The organism is Paracoccus haeundaensis (assembly GCF_006239215.1).
In the GTDB taxonomy this organism is placed as follows: domain Bacteria; phylum Pseudomonadota; class Alphaproteobacteria; order Rhodobacterales; family Rhodobacteraceae; genus Paracoccus; species Paracoccus marcusii.
Genome location: NZ_VDDC01000009.1, coordinates 14753 through 34061, shown reverse-complemented (window position 1 = coordinate 34061; position 19309 = coordinate 14753). Strand labels below are relative to the sequence as shown.

Below are 19309 nucleotides of genomic sequence, written 5' to 3'. Positions count from 1 at the left end.
AGGAGCCGACGCTAGCGCACAAATGCTAATGCCCGGTTAGCGTGCCCCCGCTTGACTTGGCCCGGCCCCCCGCCTAGGCACGCGCCCTTCGCAGTCACAGGGCAGGGCATCCGACATGGCACCGCGCGGCAACGGCCTGGGCATCGACTTCGGCACCTCGAACTCGGCGGCGGGACATGCGCCGGACGGGACGCCGCGCCTGATCCGGCTGGAACCGGGGCAGACGACCATGCCCACGACCTTTTTCCTGGACGCCGACAGCCGCACCACCCTGATGGGCCAGCCCGCGAACCGCGCCCTGCTGGACGGGCACGAGGGCCGCTTCATGCGGGCGCTGAAGCGTGTCCTGGGCACATCGCTGATGCATGAAAAGCGGATGATCCTGAACGAGAGGGTGACCTTCGTCGACCTGATCGCGCGCTTTCTGAACCGCATCAAGACGCGGGCCGAGGCCGAGACCGGGCAGACCTTCGACCGCGCGCTGTCGGGCCGGCCCGTCGTCTTTCATGGCGATGGCGACCCGCGCGAGGCGCAGGCCGAGGACGATCTGCGCCAATGCTATCTGGCCGCGGGCTTTCACGACGTGGACTTCATGCCCGAGCCCGAGGCCGCGGCCATCGCCGCCGGTGCCGCGCGGCCGGGCGCCACGGGCCTGATCGTCGACGTGGGCGGCGGCACGTCGGATTTCTCGCTGTTCCAGGGGCAGGGGGCGGGGGTGCGGATCCTGGCCAGCCACGGCGTGCGGATCGGCGGCACCGATTTCGACCGCGCGGTCAGCCTGGATCACGTGATGCCACTGCTGGGCCGGGGATCGGTCCTTCGCAAGGCGATGGGGCCGGGGACGTCGCCCGTACCAAACGCCATCTACAACGACCTTGCTACGTGGGAGAAGATACCCTTCGTGAACACCCCCCAGAACCGCCGCATGGTCGCCGAAATGGTCCGGCTGGCCGAACAGCCCGACGCCATGACCCGCCTGTCGCGCGTGCTGGAGGACGATCTGGGCCACGATCTGGCCTTTGCTGTCGAACGCGGCAAGATCGCCGCCAATGACGGTGCCGACGACGCGGCCATCCTGCTGGACGAGGTCGAACGCGGCCTGTCCGCGCCGCTGGCCGGGCAGGCGTTGGCCGACAGCCTGTCACGCCACGCCAGCCAGCTGCACGAGGGCGCCGTCGAGACGCTGCACCGCGCGCAGCTGACCCCGGCGCAGGTCGACCGGGTGATCTATGTCGGGGGGTCAAGCCTGATGACGGTCGTGGGCGACACGATGCGCGCGGCCTTTCCCGATGCAGATCATTCGGCACAGGACGTGTTCACGGCCGTGGCCGACGGGCTGGCCATCGCGGCGCGGTAGGGGCGGGGAAGGCTGGCGGAAGGGAATGGGAGTCGAACCCACCCGGGACAGGCTCGCTGCCCCAACCGGATTTGAAGTCCGGCCAAACCACCGGGTCTGATGCCCTTCCGCGGTCCTTCGTCCCTGTCACCTAGGGGCTGGTGGCGGGTCCTGCAATAGAATGTTTCGCAACATGGCGGCTTGGGACGCAAGCTGCAATGCCAGGTCGCGGTGGTCCGGGTCGTCGAACGTCACGGCATTGACGGCCTGACACAGGCTTGCCACGGCCCGGTCGCGGTCCTGCGCGGACACGCGGGCGAATTGTCGCGCCACTGTCGCGACCATCAGGTTGCCCGTCGGGCGCATCGCGTGGAACGCCGCAAGGGTCGCCAGCCGCAGGGGCCCAACCTGATCGACGTGACGCGCCAGGCGGGCATAGACGGCGATGAAATCCGGGGGCAGGGATTCGTTGATCCGCGGGGCGTCCTGCAGGGGCGCGTCGGGGGACAGGCCAAGCAGCCCTGCGAACACGCCGATGAAATCCGCGTCCAGCCGGGTCAGCACCCGCGCCGAGGCCCCGGTCCTGTCCGCGATCAGATCGGCCATATGGCCAAGGTCCATCATCGCGCGGATGGCGGGCATGCGGCAGAAGACCGCAAAATCGGGCAGGCTCAGCGGCCTGCCCGGTGGCACCGGGTTGATCAGCGCCTGTTTCCACAACGACCGCAGCCACCCGTCCAGATCGCGCCCGACCAGGAACAGGGTCGTGTCGAAACCCGTCAGCACCTCTCGGACCTGCTGCCAGGCGCAGTCGGGGATCAGCGCCCGATTGGTCATCACCCCCTCGCAGGACAGGATCAGCGTGTGGGCGCGCCCATCACGCAGGGGGCCGGTCTCGGCCGCAAGCCGCGACAGGTCGCCGCGCTTCAACCCTTGGACCAGCCATTGATGCTTGGGGTCGCGGGGCGTGTCGACCGAGGCATAGACGATACCCTGCGCCGCCAGCACCCCGCTGTTCAGATGGCACCACGCCTGCAGGGTGGAGGTCCCGGTCTTGGGCGGACCGGGATGCAGGATCACGCGCGGACGGCTGTCGTTCATGCGCGCCATGTCGGCCCGATCCGCCGGCGATGTCAACGCAGGGTGCGCCCTCAGCCCGCCAACAGTGCGGCGTTCCCCCCCGCGGCGGTGGTGTCGACGCACAGGTGGCGTTCATGCGTGACGTGGGCGCGGTCCGGCACCGCCGTGATCAGCGGCACCAGCGGACCTGGCCGCGCGGCCAGGGCCCGGGCCATCGCCCGCCCCGTCGCCACGTCACCCCACCACAGCACCGCAGCCACATCGGACAGATCGCGCAGCACCTGCGGATTGACATCGCCCTCTGCGACAACCGCCTGACCGCCGGCATCGGTCACGGCACGTGCCTGCGCCGCCGCGGCAGGGGCGCCGGGGCCCAGGCACAGGACGGGTCCGCGGGGCAGGCTGGTCAGGCGGTTCAGCTCTCCGGTCGGGCCGGGCATCAGCCGATCGGTGGGCGCGGCGCCGGGGGCGGGACGGGTCAGCGCCGCAGCCAGGCGGTCGGTGCTGTCGGCCCCGGTCCAGTCCGTCGCCGCGGCGGCGGGGGCTGCGGGCGCGAACAGCCGCGTCAGGTACTGCGGGCCGCCGGCCTTGGGTCCGGTGCCCGACAGGCCCTCTCCGCCAAAGGGCTGGCTGCCGACGGTGGCGCCGACCTGGTTGCGGTTGACGTACAGGTTGCCCGCATGGACCGCCTGCGTAACCTCCTGCACCCGGCTGTCGATGCGCGAATGCAGCCCGAAGGTCAGCCCGTATCCCGTCGCGTTGATCGCCGCCACGACCCGGTCCAGGTCACGCGCCTTGAAGGTCGCGACATGCAGGACGGGGCCGAAGATCTCGCGCTCCAGCACCTGGATGCCGTCGATGCGGATCAGCGTGGGCGGTACGAAATGCCCCGTGGCGGGCGCCGCGATCTGGTGCAGGATCTGGTCGCGGTTCTGGTCCAGATAAGCCAGGATCCCGGCCTGCGCCTCGGCGTCGATGACCGGGCCGACATCGGTGGACAGATCCCACGGGTCGCCCACGCGCAGCTGGTCCATCGCCCCCTGGATCATCGCGATCAGGTGCGGGGCCACGTCCTCCTGCACGTAGAGGCAGCGCAGCGCCGAACAGCGCTGGCCCGCCGACCGGAAGCTGGAGGCGATGATGTCGCGCACCGCCTGTTCGGGCAGGGCCGTGCTGTCCACGATCATCGCGTTCAGACCGCCCGTCTCCGCGATCAGCGGCGTGCCGGGGGCCATGTGGTCCGCCATGCTGGCGGCGATCAGCCGCGCCGTGTCGGTGCCGCCGGTAAAGACGACGCCGTTGATGTGCGGATCGCGTGTCAGCGCCGCACCGACCGTCGCGCCGTCGCCCGGCAGCAGCTGCAGTGCGTCGGCCGGAACGCCCGCGCGGTGCATCAGGCGCACGGCAAGGGCGGCGATCAGCGGGGTCTGTTCGGCCGGCTTGGCCAGCACCGCGTTCCCCGCCATCAGCGCCGCCGCGACCTGTCCGGTGAAGATCGCCAGCGGAAAGTTCCAGGGGCTGATCGCAGCGATGATCCCGCGCGGGGCATCCGTGCGGCCCTCGCCCTGCTGGGCGTAATAGCGCAGGAAATCCACCGCCTCGCGCAGTTCGGCCACGGCGTCGTTCAGGGTCTTGCCCGCCTCGCGGGACAGGATGCCGAAGATCGGGCCGAAATCAGCCTCGAACAGGTCCGCGGCGCGGCGCAGGGTCGCGGCCCGTTCCGAGGCAGGGGCCGCCCAGGGGCGGGCCGCATCGATGGCGCGGGTCACGGTGGCCTCGTCCGCCTCGGTGACGGTTGCAAGGATGTCGCCGGTGGCGGGGTTCAGCACCGGGCTGGCCTGTCCGGTCGCCGCCTGTGCGGTCAAGGGGCCGGCATCGGCAATGGACCCGTCACGGGCGGCAAAGATCCGGTCCAGCTGGTCGCGGGCGGCCAGGTCAAAGCCCTGCGCGTTCACGCGGCCCGCGCCATAGATCGCATGGGGCGCCAGCAGGGTCGCGGGGGCCTGGGCCGTCGCCAGCGCGTCAAACGGATCGCGGGCGATCTGTTCGGGCGTCACGTCCAGATCGACGATCTGGTTCACGAAGCTGCTGTTCGCGCCGTTCTCCAGCAGGCGGCGCACCAGATAGGCCAGCAGGTCCTGATGCGCGCCGACCGGGGCATAGATGCGGCAGGCGGTGCGATGATCGCGCAGGACGATGTCGTGCAGCCGCTCTCCCATCCCATGCAGGCGCTGGAATTCGAAGGGCGCATCGCCCGCCAGTTCCAGGATGGCCGCGACGCTGTGCGCGTTGTGCGTGGCGAATTGCGGATAGATGCGGTCTGTCATGCCCAACAGCCTCTTCGCCAGCGCAACATAGCTGACATCCGTCGCGGTCTTGGAGGTGAACAGCGGGAAATCAGGATGCCCCTCGACCTGGGCGCGCTTCATCTCGGTGTCCCAATAGGCGCCCTTGACCAGGCGCAGCATGACGTGGCGGTCGTGGCGGACCGCCAGCGCGTGCAGCGCATCGATCATCGGCCCCGCCCGCTTGCCATAGGCCTGCACGACCACGCCGAACCCGTCCCATCCGGCCAGATCGGGGTCCGGCAGGACGGCCTCGATCACCTGCAGCGACAGGGCCAGGCGGTCCTGCTCCTCGGCGTCGATGTTCAGGCCCATGTTCGCCGCGCGCGCCCGGCGGGCCAGATCGCGGACCACGGGGACCAGTTCGGCCATCACCTGATCCTCCTGCGCGACCTCATAGCGGGGGTGCAGCGCCGACAGCTTGATCGAGATGCCGGGGTTCCGGGCGACGGAACCATGCGTGCAAGCGCCGGCGATGGCCGCGATGGCCTTGCGGTATTCGTCGGCATAGCGGTCGGCGTCGCGGGCGGTCATCGCCGCCTCGCCCAGCATGTCATAGCTGTAGGTGTATCCCTTGGCCTCCTGACCCTTCGCCCGCTCCAGCGCGGCGTCGATGGTCTGGCCCAGGACGAACTGGCGCCCCATCTCGCGCATCGCGCGGGTGACGGCGGTCCGGATCACCGGCTCTCCAAGGCGGCGGACCGCGCCGCGCAGGGTGCCGGCCAGACCGGGCTTGCTGTCGTCCAGCACCCGCCCCGTCAGCATAAGAGCCCAGGTCGAGGCGTTGACCAGGCTGGAGGAGCTGTCGCCCAGGTGGCGGCCCCAATCGGAGGGGGCGATCTTGTCCTCGATCAGCGCATCGATGGTGGCACGGTCGGGCACGCGCAGCATCGCCTCGGCCAGGCACATCAGGGCCACGCCCTCGCGGGTGGACAGGCCGTATTCGGCCAGCATCAGTTCCATCATCGTGGGCTTGGATTCGGCGCGGATGCGGCGGATCAGGTTGGCCGCGCGGTCGCTGATCCGCGCACGGGTATCAGGCGACAACGCCGCATCGCGGACCAGCCGGTCCAGCAGGGGCGCTTCGGGTTGGAACTTGGCGGAAAAGGAAAGGTCGGTCATGGCGGCACCCCTGTCTGATATCGGCAGAATATCGCGTGCCGTCTGGACGATGGGACCAATGATGGGCAGGATCGCAGCCATATCGTCCAATCATGGGGCATAAAACGTGACCGACATCCTGGACCCGATCAATCGCCGCATTCTGGCGGAACTGGTGGCCAACGCCCGCATCCCGGTGACCGAACTGGCGCGCAAGGTCGGCCTGTCCAAGACCCCCGTGGCCCTGCGCATCCGCCAGCTGGAGGAGGCGGGGCTGATCACCGGATACCGGGCCATCCTGTCGCCCGTGCGCCTTGGCCTGACCCATGTCACCTATGTCGAGATGCGCCTGTCGGACACCCGCCACAAGGCGCTGGAATCGTTCAACGCCGCCATCCGCCTGATTCCCGAGGTCGAGGAATGCTACATGATCGCGGGGGGGTTCGACTATCTGCTCAAGGTGCGGTCGCGCGACATGGCCGATTACCGTCGCATCATGGCGGAAAAGCTCTCCGCCCTGCCGCATGTCGCCTCTACCTCCAGCTATGTCGCGATGGAGGCGGTGATCGAACAGGGCATCGCCCCGATCTAGCCGAACAGGTCCAGCCGGTGCGGGTTCAGGCGGCGCAGATCCCCCCGGCGCAGCGTGACGCCGTGCCGGTCGAAGAAATCCAGAATCTCGATGGCGACCTTGCGGCCGTTCTGAACGCGGTCACGGAACAGGGGGGCGGTGAACCAGCCGTCCGGCGTCGCGGCCGCCACATCGCGCAGGATGGTTACCATGTCGGCCGTCACGGCGCGCGCAAAGAAATGGTCATGTGCGATCTGGTCGGTGCGGCCCAGCTTCTGCGTCATGCGCAGCACGCGGCGCACCTCCTTTTCGTCCACCCCGAATTCGGTCGCGAAATCGCGCACCCGCGGCGGGCGATAGCGCAGATCGCCCGTCAGGGACGGAAGGATGCGGGCCCACAGCGCCTCGTCCTCGGCCGACAGGCGCACCTCGTGGCCGGGCAGGCGCAGAAAGGCGCCGTCGGGGACGATCCGGCCGGCATCCGCTTCGCCCCGCAGCAGCGCCAGATAGGACTCCTTGGGCAGCCGCGGCGTCAGCGCCAGGCGCAGCCGTTCGCGGCCCATGCCCGGCAGGTCGGGGTTCTCGGCGTGAAAGGCGGACAGCGCGTCGATGATGCCCCGCTGCAGCGCGTCCAGATGCGCGGGCGACAGGGCCAGCCCCGCGACCAGCCGTGCCCCGGACAGTGCCGCGGCCGCATCGGCGGGCGACAGGGCGCGGTCGCGCACGAAGACCGCCGAATCGACCGGGCCCACCGCCAGCATCGCCTGCAGCGGATCAGGGGCCTGGGCGGCGTCGATCAGCGCCAGCCGTTCGGGGGTGCGCCGTTTGCGGGCGGGAGGGCGCAGGTCCAGGAAATGCCCGCCGCCGATGGTGCGGCTGGCCGACACGTCGCGCAGGATGAACCGGTCGCCGATGGTCGCGGCGATGGGACGGTCCAGCACGATCTGGACCGGACCGCTGTGACCGGGGGCGATGGGGTCGCCCAAAGGCACGATCCGCGCGCCCAGTTCGGCCGCGTGGCTGTGCAGGCGGGCGGGAAACCACGTGCCGATGGGCTTCGGCTCCGTGTCCAGCACGCTCAGGACGGCGTCGATCCGTTCGGTCGGCGCGTGCAGCGCGGGGGCCAGCACGATGTCGCCCCGATGGATCGCGTCCTTGGCGACTGCCTCTCCCGCCAGGTTCAGGGCGCAGCGTTGCCCGGCAAGGCCGCGGGTCGCCTGCTGGTTCTGCGCATGGATGCCGCGGACCCGCGCCGCGATCCCCGACGGGCTGATCGTCACCAGATCGCCGACCGCGACCTGCCCGGACAGCACCGTGCCGGTCACCACCGTCCCCGCGCCCTGCAGGGTGAAGCTGCGATCGACCGCCAGGCGAAAGCCCGCATCGGCGGTGCGATGGGCCACCTGCGCCTCGGCGGCCATCAGGGCGGCGCGCAGGCTGTCCACGCCCTCGCCGGTCAGTGACGACACCGGGATGATCGGCGCATCCGCCAGCCCGCTGTCGGCCAGGGCGTCGCGGATCTGGGCCGTGACTTCGGCGCGGCGGTCGGCATCGGCCAGATCGGCCTTGGTCAGCGCGACCAGCCCCCGCGACAGGCCCAGCAGGTCCAGGATCGCCAGATGCTCTCGCGTCTGCGGCATGATGCCGTCATCGGCGGCCACGACCAGCAGGGCCAGGTCGATCCCGCCCGCGCCGGCCAGCATGGTGTGGATCAGCCGTTCATGCCCCGGCACGTCGACGAAGCCGGTGACGGTGCCGCCGCCAAGATCGGCATAGGCAAATCCCAGGTCGATGGTGATGCCTCGGGCCTTTTCCTCTGCCAGGCGGTCGGCATCGGTGCCGGTCAGCGCCTTGACCAGCGCGGTCTTGCCGTGGTCGATATGCCCCGCGGTTCCGACGATCACGTCAGCGCCTCCAGCAGGTCACAGTCGTCGTCCAGACAGCGCAGGTCCAGGATCAGCGCGCCGTCGCGGATATGGCCGATGACCGGACGCGGTCGATCGCGCAGCCATGCCGCCAGGCGGTCCGGCGCGTCGCCGCCCGCCCCGCTGATCCGCAGCCCGGCCGACGGAATCGTATCCGTCGGCAGCGAGCCCGATCCGATCTGGCTGGCGCAGTCCGTCGGAACGACCCGATGATCAGGCAGCAGCGCTGCGACTTGCGGCGCCAAGCGCGCGGCCTGCGCCGCGATGTCGGCCTGCGAACGGGACAGCATGCGCAGCACGGGCAGCCGCTGGTCCAGCCGGTCGGGGTCGAGATAGAGGCGCAGCGTCGCCTGCAGCGCGGCGATGCGGATCTTGTCCAGCCGCACGGCGCGCTTCATGGGGTTCTTGTTGATCCGTGCGATCAGGTCGCGCCGGCCCACGATGAACCCCGCCTGCGGCCCGCCCAGCAGCTTGTCGCCTGAAAAGGTGATCAGGTCCGCGCCTTCGGCTACGGCTTCGGCGACGGTGGGTTCGCGGCGCAGGCCCCAACGGGACAGATCGACCAGCGACCCCGCGCCAAGGTCGTTCAGCATCACCACCCCGGCATCGCGCGCGATGGCGGCCAGGTCCGGGGCCGGAACCTCGGCGGTGAACCCCTCGATGCGATAGTTCGATGTGTGGACCTTGAGGATCAGCCCGGTCCGGTCCGTGATCGCGTCGCGATAGTCGCGGGGGTGAGTGCGGTTGGTCGTCCCGACCTCGACCAGCCGGGTGCCGGCGCGGGCCATGATGTCGGGCATGCGGAATGCGCCGCCGATCTCGATCAGCTCGCCGCGCGAGACGATGCTGTCACGGTCCTGGCCGAAGGTGTTCAGCGCGATCAGGACGGCGGCCGCATTGTTGTTGACGATGGTGGCATCCTCGGCCCCGGTCAGCTCGCACAGAAGACCGCGCAGATGGTCGTCACGCTGGCCGCGCCCGCCGGTCGTCAGGTCGAATTCCAGTGCCAGCGGCGCGGCCATCGCGGCGGATGCGGCGGCGATCGCCTCGTCCGCCAGGATCGCGCGGCCCAGGTTGGTGTGCAGAACGGTGCCGGTCAGGTTCAGGATCGGGCGCAGCTGCGTGACCGCCGCCGCCGCCAGATCGGCGGCCAGCAGGTGCGGCAGGCGTGCGGCCTCGGCCGCGCCGTCGGCCCCGTCGCGGATGGCCGCGCGGGCCGCGTCAAGGCGCAGACGCGCGGTCCGGGTCACCGCCTGACGGCCATGAGCGTCGATCAGCGACGGCACCGCCAACAGCACCTGATCGACCGATGGCAGCGCCCGGAACCCCGACATCAATAGCCCGCAAGGAACGGGTTGAACCCGCCGCGATGCTTGTCGGTGTCCTTCATCAGCAGGTCCAGCCCCAGGCTGCCGACGTCGTCGGCGATCGCCTCAAGGCTGGGGTTCTTGTTCTGGTACAGGATCTTGACCCAACTGTCGCAATCGCCACAGACCTCGGCCCGGACGGTCGCCTGGTCGGTCTCGACGCTGCGATAGCTGATCTGGCCGGTCTGGCCGCAGCACAGGCAGGTCAGGCGGACCTCGTTCCATTGGGTCTGGCAGCAGGCGCAGGCGGCATAGCGCACACCGTCCAGATCGCCGACCCCGATCACGCTGGAGGTCGCTGGCTTGCCGCCGCAGACCGGGCAGACACCCGTGCGGATCTTGACCAGTTGATCGGCGGGCAGCCCCGCGGCAAGGCGCGACAGATGCAGCTGCACGGCCAGCGATGCGAACAGGTGCGGCGCGATGCTGTCATCAGGAATGCTGTCCGACAGGATGTTCTCCAGCAGCCAGTGACGATCGGCCAGGGGCGCGGCGGTCACGGCGGACAGCGCGAGGCGCGCGGGTTCCGGCATGTCCAGCGCCGCCGCATGGGTCAGCACCGCGTCCAGGACGGCATGCAGGTCGGGGTCGGATGCCAGCCGCTGCCGGTCGATCGGCGGCATGCGGTTTTCGCGGGCCAGGCGGATGCGGTCGGCGGGCACGGGGGCGGGGCGGGGCAGTTCGTCCGCCAGCCGGGCCTGGAGATCCGCAAGCTGACCCAGGAAGGCCAGCCACGGCCCAAGGTTGTCGCTGTGCTGCGCCAGGAAGGCCAGGCGCTTGGCACGGGTCGCGAACAGGCGCATGGGCTTGGGCAAAAACACTAGCGGCGCCGTGGGGACGCCGCCGATGGCCGATGGATCGGGTTGGATGGTGGTGTTCATGTCAGTCTCCGGGCCGAACCGGCCACAGGGGATGCCGGTGATGGTGGCCGGCAGATTACTCTGCCGGGCCCTTGTTGTCGCGGCTGGCGATCTCTCGCAGCCATTTGCGGTGGTGGCGCCAGGCCCATCCGCCGGTGACCGTGCCCCGGGTCATCGCGCGCAGCGTGCCCCGCGTCCAGATCGCGGCATAGACGTGCATGATGAACACCAGGATGATCGCGACCGCGGACAGCGCATGCACCAGAACCGCGATGCGGCGCAGCGGCACACTGACCAGATGGCCGGCCACCTGCTGCCAGATCATCACGCCGGTGACGATCAGCACGATGATCAGGGCGGACATGCCCCAGAAGACGAACTTCTGGCCCGCGTTGTACTTGCCCAGTTCGGGCAAGTTCTCCTCGCGGCCCTTCACCACGTCGCCGATCTGGGCGACCCAGGTCGTGTCCTCGGGCTTGGGCATGTTCAGGCGCCACAGCTGGATGAACATCAGCGCGAAGCTGAGGAACAGCACCACGCCGATGATCGGGTGGATCCAGCGCGTGGTCTGCCCGCCGCCGAACAGCCCCGTCAGGAAGTACAGCGACGGGTCGAACAGCGCCAGGCCGGATAGCGCCAGCGCGATCAGGCTGAACGCGGTCACCCAGTGGTTCGCGCGCGTGAACCCGCGATAGCGGCTGACCTCGACCGGCTGGATGCTTTCCAGCCGGTCACCCCGTTCCGAGTAGTACGGACGATGCGCCATCAGACGTGCCCCCCGCCGGTCGGACCGCCGTCGGGATCTTCGCCCTTTACCAGCTTGTCGGCGGCCTCGATGTCATGCTCCTCGACCTCGTTGCCGCGGGCGAACAGACCGTGCAGCGTGGCGCCCACCGCGGCCAGACCGATGGCCGCCAGGCCCGCGGTCTTGGTCACGCCCTTCCAGCCCTCGACCACCGGAGAGATCCGGGGGTTTTCGGGCAGGTCGTTGTAGATCCCGGGCTTGTCCGCGTGATGCAGCACATACATCACGTGGGTGCCGCCCACGCCGGCCGGATCGTACAGGCCCGCGTTTTCATAGCCGCGCGATTTCAGGTCCTCAATCCGGGTCTCGGCATGCGCCTGCATGTCGGCCTTGGTGCCGAAGACGATGGCCTGAGTGGGGCAGGCCTTGGCACAGGCGGGACCTTGGCCCACGGCCACGCGGTCCGAACACAAGGTGCACTTGTAGCTCTTGTGGTCGGTCTGGCTGATGCGCGGGATGTCGAAGGGACAGCCGGTGACGCAATAACCGCAGCCGATGCAATTGTCGTGGATGAAATCCACGATACCGTTGGAGTACTGCACGATGGCGCCCGGCGCCGGGCAGGCCTTGAGGCAGCCCGGATCCTCGCAATGCATGCAGCCGTCCTTGCGGATCAGCCATTCCAGGTCGTTGGTCGCCGGGTTCTCCCATTCCGCGAAACGCATCAGGGTGAACATGTCGGGGGTCAGGTCATGGGGGTTCTCATAGACCCCCACGTTCTCTCCCACCGCCGGGGTCGTGTCGTTCCATTCTACGCAGGCGGACTGGCAGGCCTTGCAGCCGATGCACTTGGACACATCGATCAGCTTGGCCAGCTTTTCCAGCTGGCGGTCCGGTTGCGGCACGTTCCGCGTGGCCGAGATGCGCACGACGTCGCGCGCATCGAAATAGGCCTCGGTCGGTTGCACGGGCGGGTTGGACGCCGCCGTGGTCGGGCTGTTTGCCATGTCGTTCATGCCACCGGCTCCTCGGTTGCGGGTTCGATGTTGACCAGGAACGCCTTGAATTCGGGCGTGTCCGTGTTCGCATCCCCGATGAACGGCGTCAGGCTGTTCGGCCCCCAGCCCTTCTTGGCGGCCCCCATGAAGCCCCAGTGCAGCGGAATGCCCACCACATGGACGGGCTTTCCGTCACAGATCAGCGGCTGCAGGCGACGGGTGACCACCGCCTTGGCCCAGACCTGTCCGCGCTTGCCGAAGACGCGCACGCGGCTGCCGTTGGTGATGCCGCGCTCCTCGGCCAGCTGGACGCTGATCTCCACGAAGAACTCGGGCTGCAACGCGGCGTTCACCCGGTTGTGCTTGGTCCAGTAGTGGAAATGCTCGGTCAGGCGATAGGAGGTCGCGACGAACGGAAACTCGTCGCTGGTCCCAAGCCGGGCCACGTCGCTTTCGAAGACGCGCGCCACCGGGTTCCCGCGCATCCGCGCGTTGAACACGTTGGCCATCGGGCTTTCGAACGGCTCCATATGCGTCGGGAAGGGCCCGTCGCGCATCATGCCCCGGCTGAACAGGCGCGAGACGCCCTCCTGGTTCATGATGAAGGGTCCGACCGTCGACGGGTCCGCCGTCGGCGCGATGTCGGGCACGTCGTAGCCGCCCCATTTCGCCCCGTCCCACTGGATCAGCGGGCGCGTGGCGTCCCAAGGCTGGCCCGCCATGTCGGCCGAGGCGCGGTTGTACAGCACGCGACGGTTGGCCGGCCAGGCAAAGGCCCAGTTCAGGAACATGCCGGTCTCGTCGGGATCGGAATTGTCCCGCCGCGCCATCATGTTGCCATCCTCGGTCCAGCTGCCGGCATAGATCCAGCAGCCCGCCATGGTCGTCCCGTCATCGCGCAGCTGTCCGAAGCCGGACACCTGCTGACCGGCCTGCAGGATCTGCGCGCCCGTGGCCGGGTCCGTCACCGGAGCCAGCGCGCGGCCGTTCATCTCGCGGGCCAGCTCCTCGGGCGTGGGCTCTCCCGGATCGGCATAGTCCCAGGACAGGTTCACGATCGGATCGGGGAAGGCGCCGCCTTCGGCCCGATACAGGTCGCGCACCCGCGTCCAGATCTGCGCCATGATCCAGGTGTCGTGCTTGGCCTCGCCCGGCGGCGTCGCGCCCGGCCAGTGCCATTGCAGCCAGCGGCCCGAATTGACCAGCGCGCCTTCGTCCTCGGCAAAGCAGGTCGTGGGCAGTTCCAGAACTTCAGTCTGGATGCTGGCCGTGTCGACCTCGTTATGCGCGCCGTGGTTCTCCCAGAAATGCGAGGTCTCGGTGGACAGGGGGTCCATCACGACCAGCATCTTCAGCTTGGACAGGCCCGCCGTCACCTTGCCGCGGTCCGGGATGGACAGCATCGGGTTGAAGCCCTGGCAGAAGTACAGGTTCACCCGGTCGTTGTTCATCAGTTCGAACATGCGCAGGATGTCATAAGCCGGAACGTCCAGCTTGGGCAGGTATTCGTATGCCCAGTCATTCTCGGCCGTGGCGGCATCGCCCCACATCGCCTTGAGGAAGCTGACCATGAACTTGGGATAGTTCTGCCAATAGCTGGTCTGACCCCGCTGCAGCGGCGTGAACTCGCGCGTGGACAGATAGGTCTGCCAGTCGACCTCCTTCTCGGTCGGGATGTTCAGATATCCCGGGATCAGGTTCGACATCAGGCCGATATCCGTCAGGCCCTGAATGTTGGAGTGACCGCGCAGCGCGTTCATCCCGCCACCGCGGACGCCGATATTGCCCAGGATCAGCTGCAGCATCGCCATGCCGCGGATGTTCTGGGCACCCTTGGAATGCTGGGTCCAGCCAAGCGCGTACATGGACGTCATCGTCCGGTCCACGGCCGAGCATTCGCCGATCATCCCGCAGATATCCAGGAACTTGTCACGCGGCGTGCCGGTGATGTTCTCCACGAATTCCGGCGTGTAGACGTCGACATGCTGCTTGAGCATGTTCCAGACGCAGCGCGGGTCCTGCAGCGTGGGATCGGTCAGCGCAAAGCCGTCCTCGCCCATCTGATAGTCCCAGCTTTCCTTGTTGAAGTCGCGCTTTTCCTCGTCATAGCCGGTAAACAGGCCGTCGGACCAGCCGAAGTCCTCGCGCACCAGGAAGGACGCGTTGGTATAGTTGCGGACATAGTCCCACTGGACCTTGTCGTTCTCGATGCACCAGCGGATCACCCCCATCAGGAAGGCGATGTCTGTGCCCGGACGGATCGGCGCATAGTAGTCCGCGACCGATGCGGTGCGGGTGTAACGCGGGTCGACCACGATCAGCTTGGCGCCGCGATGCGCCTTGGCCTCGGTCACCCACTTGAAGCCGCAGGGATGCGCCTCGGCAGCATTGCCGCCCATGACGATCGCAAGGTCGGTGTTCTTGATGTCAGTCCATGGATTGGTCATCGCTCCACGGCCGAATGTCGGGCCCAAACTGGACACCGTAGGGCCGTGTCAGACGCGTGCCTGGTTGTCGAATCCCACAATCCCCATGGACCGGACCGTCTTGTAGGTCAGCCATGCGGTTTCGTTGGTCGTGGCCGAAGCCGCCAGGAATCCCGTCGTCGTCCAACGGTTGACGGGGGTGCCGTCATCGTTGGTGGCGATGAAGTTCGCGTCCCGATCATCCTTGAGGGCGCGGGCGATCTTGTCCAGCGCCTCCTCCCAGGTGATCTCCTCGAAGCGGTCCGATCCCGGACGGCGCAGGCGGGGCTGCGTCAGGCGCGTGGGCGCATGGACGAAGTCCTTCAGCGCGGCGCCCTTGGGGCACAGCGTTCCGCGGTTCGTCGGGTGATCGGCATCGCCCTCGATATGCATCAGCTCGGCGGTTTCGCCGGCCTTCACGTCCCCGCGCGAATACATGATGATCCCGCAGGCGACCGAGCAATAGGGACAGGTGTTGCGTGTTTCCGTGGTCGTGGCCAGCTTGAACGCGCGCACATGCGCCGCCTCCGCTGCCTCGGCCCCGCCGAAGCCCATGGCTCCAAGCGACGTTGCCGCAACCCCCGCACCCGCTAGCCGTAAAAAGCCGCGACGCGAAAGGTCGATATTCATGGGACCCTCCCTCTGCCTGTCAAATTCGATAGGTACATCCCAATTCTCTGCCGCGGCCCCGGCCAAGTCAAGATACGAAGCCTTGCGCGCGACCGAACGGACGGTCTAGAACAGGGCATCAAGCCGATGCGCCGGGGGCGTTCGGGCCGCGTGGCTCCGCCGGAAACGGGGGCTTGGCACATCGGCGCGAGACCCCGCGTTCAGCGGGGTCCGCCGATCCCAGCCCTCACACCCTGACCGGAGCCATCCCATGCCCCTGATGTCACGCCTGTTCGCCACCCTGCTGGCCACCGCCCTGCCGCTTTCCGCCGCGGCCCAGGAAACGCTGTATTTCTCGGCCATTCCCGACGAGGACGAAACCCGCCTGGTCGAACGCTTCACCGCCGTCGCCGACTATCTGTCGGAGGAGCTGGGCGTGCCGGTCGAGTTCGTTCCGGTGAAATCCTATCCCGCCGCGGTCACCGCCTTCCGCAACGACCAGGTCCAGCTAGCCTGGTTCGGGGGGCTGTCGGGCGTGCAGGCGCGGCTGCTGGTCGACGGGGCCCGCGCCATCGCGCAGGGCGACGAGGATACCAGTTTCGTCAGCTACTTCATCGCCCATACCGACACCGGCCTGACCGAGTCCGAGGATTTCCCCGAAGCCGCGCGGGGCATGTCCTTCACCTTCGGCGCCAAGACCTCGACCTCCGGGCGCTTGATGCCGGAATACGCGATCCGCGAGAATACCGGCGAGGCGCCGGAGGAGTTCTTTGACCGCGTGGGCTTCTCGGGCGATCACAGCCAGACCCTGCGGCTGGTCGCATCCGGCGCCTGGCAGGTCGGCGCGCTGAATTATGCCGTTTACGATCAGGCGGTTGCCGATAACGCGCCCGAGGTCGAGACGGCCAAGGTCATCTGGAAGACGCCGCCCTATCCCGACTACAACTGGACCATCCGCGGCGACGTGGACGCCCGGTGGGGCGAGGGCTTCGCCGACAAGGTCCAAGCCGCGCTGGTCGGCATGGACGACCCGGACCTGCTGGCGGCGTTCCCGCGCAACGCTTTCATCCCCGCCGCGAACGAGGACTATGCCCCCATCGAACAGGTCGCCCGCGATCTGGACCTGCTGGAGTAATCCTTGCAACTGCTGGACGGGGTCGATCTGGGCTATGGCGGCACGCCCGTCCTGGCCGGGGTGCGACTGCATGTCGCGCCGGGCGAACGGGTCGCCCTGTTGGGACGCAGCGGTTCGGGCAAGTCGACGCTCCTCTCCGCCCTGCACGGGGCGGCGGCGGGGCGGGGAATGCGAATCGCGCTGGTTCCGCAGGACGCGGCGCTGGTCCCCCAGCTGTCGGCGCTGCGCAACGTGCTGATGGGGCGGCTGGACGATCACGGCGCCTGGCGCAACCTGCGCACGCTGGTCCGTCCAGCCGCCCCCGACCGCGCCGCCGCCCTGGCCGATCTGGACCGCGTGGGCCTGACACCCCAGGCCGATGCCCGCGTGGAATCCCTGTCCGGCGGGCAGAAGCAGCGCGTGGCCCTGGCCCGTGCCCTGCATCGCGGCGGCGACCTGATCCTGGGGGACGAGCCGCTGTCGGCCGTCGATCCGCGCCACGCGCAAGAGTTGGCCGCGCTGCTGCGCGCGGCCTTCCCGACGGCGATCCTGGCACTGCATGACGTGGCCGTCGCGCGGGCCTTTGCCACGCGGGTCATCGGGCTGAAGCAGGGCGTCTTTCTGTTCGACCTGCCGGTGGACCAACTGGATGCCTCGCGGATCGAGGCCCTTTATGGCTAGCCTGTCGCGCCTTGGCGTGGTGGCGGGGTTCCTGGCCGTGGCCGCCCTGTGCCTGCCGCTGGCCGACCTGACGGTGGCGGGCCACGACCCCTGGACCGCGCTGGCCCGGATGGGCCGCGGCTTTCTGGCGCCCGATTTCGGCGCCATCGAACAGATCGCCCGCGCCGTCGCGCTGACCGTGGCCTTTGCGGTCGCGGGCGTGACCCTGGGGGGCGTGGCGGGGCTGATCCTGGCGCCCTTCTATCGGCTGCGCGCGGTGCGGGGCCTGGCCATCGCCCTGCGCTCGGTCCACGAGCTGTTCTGGGCGCTGCTGCTGCTGCAGGTCTTCGGGATCAGCGTCTGGTCGGGGGTTCTGGCCATCGCGCTGCCCTATGCCGGGATCTTCGCCAAGGTCCTGTCCGAGATCCTGGACGAATCCGACCGCCGCCCCGACCGCTGGCTGGGTCCGTCGGTCGATCCGCTGACGCGGTTCCTCTGGGCGCGCGCGCCACTGGCCTGGCCGCAGATGGCGACCTATGCGCTCTACCGGCTGGAATGCGGGCTGCGGTCCTCGGCGGTGCTGGGCTTCATCGGGCTGCCGACGCTCGGCTTCCAGCTGGACACGTTCTTTCGACAGGGGGAATACGGCGCAGCGGGAGCGGTCATGGTGATCTACATCACGCTGATCGCGACGGTCCGGCTGTGGATGCGGCCCCGGCTGCTGCTGGGCTGGCTGATCTTCGCCGCGGTGATGCTCTGCACCGTGCGCACGCCGCCGATGGGGCAGGGCGCGCTGTGGCGGTTCCTCGGCCAGGACATCATCCCCGCCCCCCTGCGCCAAGGCGACCCCGCCGCCCTGCTGCCCTGGCTGTGGGAGCTGACGAGCACCGCGATCCTGCCCGGCCTGGCCGCGACGCTGATCGTCGCGCAGCTGGCGCTGGTGCTGGCGGGGGCGGTGGCCTTCGTCGCGCAGGCCGCCATCGTGCCGCGCGTGACGGGGCGCATCGGCGCCGGCGTGGGGCATCTGGTGCTGGTGATCCTGCGGTCCTTTCCCGAATACATGCTGGCCTATCTGTTCCTGCAGGTCTGGGGGCCGTCCATGCTGCCCGCGATCCTGGCGCTTGGGCTGCATAACGGGGCGATCATCGGGCATCTTCTGGGCCGTCAGGCGAGCGGGCTGACCCTGCGCGCGGACGCGCCCCGCGGCCTGACGCTGTGGGGTTGGGAGATCGTGCCACGCCTGTTCGGACCCTTCGTGGCGCTGTGCCTCTACCGGTGGGAGATCATCATCCGGGAATCGGCGATCATGGGCATCCTGGGCATCGCGACCCTGGGGTTCTACCTGGACGACGCCATCGGGGAACTGCGCATCGACCGCGCAGTCGTCATTCTGGCCGCGACCGGGCTGGTCACGGTCGGCATCGACGCGCTGTCGCGCGCCATTCGCGCCCGCCTTGGCGCGGGCGATCTGCATGTCGGGGACGCGCGGCCGGGGGCGGTGCCCGGCCAGGCGACCAACTGCTAGGCGGCCATCTGCGGCTGGCGCACCGCGCAGGCAAAGGCCAGGAACTTGCCGTCGTCGTTGGACACCAGATCGCCCATCGGACGGGGCGTCCAGCCAAGCCGCGACGCCATGCGCAGGAACGCGGGCGGCCCCAGGAACAGGCAGTCGGTGGCACCGACGTCGTGCAGGTATTCGTTCGACGCCTCCAGGATCGCCTCGGCCAGGCCCGGTACGGGCAGGGCGGCGAAGCGCGTCAGTTCCCACGCCTGCGGGTCGACGGGGGGTTCGTCATGGCACAGGTTGGTGGGCATGCCCGGCAGCAAGCCGCGATGCGCGTCGCGGATCATGTAGGAATAGACCACCTTGCCGCCGCCGAAGGAACAGTCGGTCCGTTTCAGCCGCGCCCCGCCGATCGCGCGCCCGTCGCGATGGGCGATCACGTAGACGGTATCGAAGGTGTCGTACTGCTCGAACTCGATACCCTCGGCGTGGTGCAGGGGCCATGCCATGCGATCCACGAAGATCTGCTTGCGCAGCTGGAAGAAGCTGGCCACCAGGTCGAACTGGGCCATGTCGCGCGGCAGGCGGATCGTGGCGATCTGCACGTTTGTCATCGTCTGTGTCATGTC

Annotated in this window: 15 protein-coding genes and 1 tRNA gene; 5 read left to right on the top strand and 11 right to left on the bottom strand. The window is 68.8% G+C overall.

Going from position 1 to position 19309, the window contains the following annotated elements; translation table 11 throughout:
• Window positions 1-115: 115 nt before the first annotated feature.
• Window positions 116-1357, top strand: a complete 1242-nt coding sequence (locus FHD67_RS05165; protein ID WP_139598058.1) for an Hsp70 family protein — start codon at window positions 116-118, stop codon at window positions 1355-1357.
• Window positions 1358-1370: 13 nt separating this feature from the next.
• Here the strand turns inward: FHD67_RS05165 and FHD67_RS05160 are convergent.
• The 3 genes from FHD67_RS05160 to putA form a co-directional block, all read right to left on the bottom strand.
• Window positions 1371-1466 (bottom strand) — tRNA-Sec (locus FHD67_RS05160).
• 17 nt (window positions 1467-1483) lie between these two features.
• Complete coding sequence (locus FHD67_RS05155; protein ID WP_176695059.1) at window positions 1484-2446, bottom strand: hypothetical protein; 963 nt, start codon at window positions 2444-2446, stop codon at window positions 1484-1486.
• Window positions 2447-2487: 41 nt separating this feature from the next.
• Entirely contained in the window at window positions 2488-5883 is a 3396-nt protein-coding gene (gene putA / locus FHD67_RS05150; RefSeq protein ID WP_139598056.1) for a bifunctional proline dehydrogenase/L-glutamate gamma-semialdehyde dehydrogenase PutA, read from the bottom strand.
• Between the two features lie 106 nt (window positions 5884-5989).
• On the opposite strand from putA, the gene FHD67_RS05145 reads away from it, so the two are divergent.
• Window positions 5990-6454, top strand: a complete 465-nt coding sequence (locus FHD67_RS05145) for an Lrp/AsnC family transcriptional regulator (RefSeq protein WP_045983443.1) — start codon at window positions 5990-5992, stop codon at window positions 6452-6454.
• On the opposite strand, the gene selB is transcribed toward FHD67_RS05145, so the two are convergent.
• Genes selB through FHD67_RS21275 form a run of 7 tightly spaced genes read right to left on the bottom strand, consistent with a single transcriptional unit; the run spans window position 6451 to window position 15423 of the window.
• Complete coding sequence (gene selB / locus FHD67_RS05140; protein ID WP_139598055.1) at window positions 6451-8337, bottom strand: selenocysteine-specific translation elongation factor; 1887 nt, start codon at window positions 8335-8337, stop codon at window positions 6451-6453. The genes FHD67_RS05145 and selB overlap by 4 nt on opposite strands.
• Window positions 8334-9692: an L-seryl-tRNA(Sec) selenium transferase gene (gene selA / locus FHD67_RS05135; protein ID WP_139598054.1), complete on the bottom strand. Its 1359-nt coding sequence runs from the start codon at window positions 9690-9692 to the stop codon at window positions 8334-8336. The genes selB and selA overlap by 4 nt, the downstream gene beginning before the upstream one ends.
• Window positions 9692-10606 carry a formate dehydrogenase accessory protein FdhE gene (fdhE, locus tag FHD67_RS05130; RefSeq protein WP_139598053.1) on the bottom strand — a complete coding sequence of 305 codons (915 nt, stop codon included), beginning with the start codon at window positions 10604-10606 and terminating at the stop codon, window positions 9692-9694. Before fdhE ends, selA begins: the two co-directional genes overlap by 1 nt.
• Before the next feature lie 55 nt (window positions 10607-10661).
• A complete protein-coding gene (locus tag FHD67_RS05125) occupies window positions 10662-11351 on the bottom strand; it encodes a formate dehydrogenase subunit gamma (protein WP_045983439.1) in 690 nt (229 codons plus the stop codon).
• The gene (gene fdxH, locus FHD67_RS05120; RefSeq protein ID WP_218062273.1) at window positions 11351-12346 is read right to left on the bottom strand and encodes a formate dehydrogenase subunit beta; all 996 of its coding nucleotides are present in this window, start codon (window positions 12344-12346) and stop codon (window positions 11351-11353) included. Before fdxH ends, FHD67_RS05125 begins: the two co-directional genes overlap by 1 nt.
• A complete protein-coding gene (gene fdnG, locus FHD67_RS05115) occupies window positions 12343-14811 on the bottom strand; it encodes a formate dehydrogenase-N subunit alpha (protein WP_218062272.1) in 2469 nt (822 codons plus the stop codon). Before fdnG ends, fdxH begins: the two co-directional genes overlap by 4 nt.
• Before the next feature lie 12 nt (window positions 14812-14823).
• Window positions 14824-15423: a twin-arginine translocation signal domain-containing protein gene (locus FHD67_RS21275; protein ID WP_045999772.1), complete on the bottom strand. Its 600-nt coding sequence runs from the start codon at window positions 15421-15423 to the stop codon at window positions 14824-14826.
• A gap of 259 nt (window positions 15424-15682) precedes the next feature.
• Between FHD67_RS21275 and FHD67_RS05110 the strand changes: the two genes are divergently transcribed.
• From FHD67_RS05110 to FHD67_RS05100, 3 genes are read left to right on the top strand one after another with little or no spacing between them, the layout of a single operon-like run.
• Window positions 15683-16537, top strand: a complete 855-nt coding sequence (locus FHD67_RS05110) for a putative selenate ABC transporter substrate-binding protein (RefSeq protein WP_176695066.1) — start codon at window positions 15683-15685, stop codon at window positions 16535-16537.
• A gap of 3 nt (window positions 16538-16540) precedes the next feature.
• The gene (locus FHD67_RS05105; RefSeq protein WP_139598050.1) at window positions 16541-17197 is read left to right on the top strand and encodes an ATP-binding cassette domain-containing protein; all 657 of its coding nucleotides are present in this window, start codon (window positions 16541-16543) and stop codon (window positions 17195-17197) included.
• The gene (locus tag FHD67_RS05100; protein ID WP_139598049.1) at window positions 17190-18701 is read left to right on the top strand and encodes a PhnE/PtxC family ABC transporter permease; all 1512 of its coding nucleotides are present in this window, start codon (window positions 17190-17192) and stop codon (window positions 18699-18701) included. Before FHD67_RS05105 ends, FHD67_RS05100 begins: the two co-directional genes overlap by 8 nt.
• Here the strand turns inward: FHD67_RS05100 and FHD67_RS05095 are convergent.
• Complete coding sequence (locus FHD67_RS05095) at window positions 18698-19306, bottom strand: acyl-homoserine-lactone synthase (protein WP_176695057.1); 609 nt, start codon at window positions 19304-19306, stop codon at window positions 18698-18700. The two genes, FHD67_RS05100 and FHD67_RS05095, sit on opposite strands and share 4 nt — an antisense overlap.
• Between the last annotated feature and the right edge of the window lie 3 nt (window positions 19307-19309).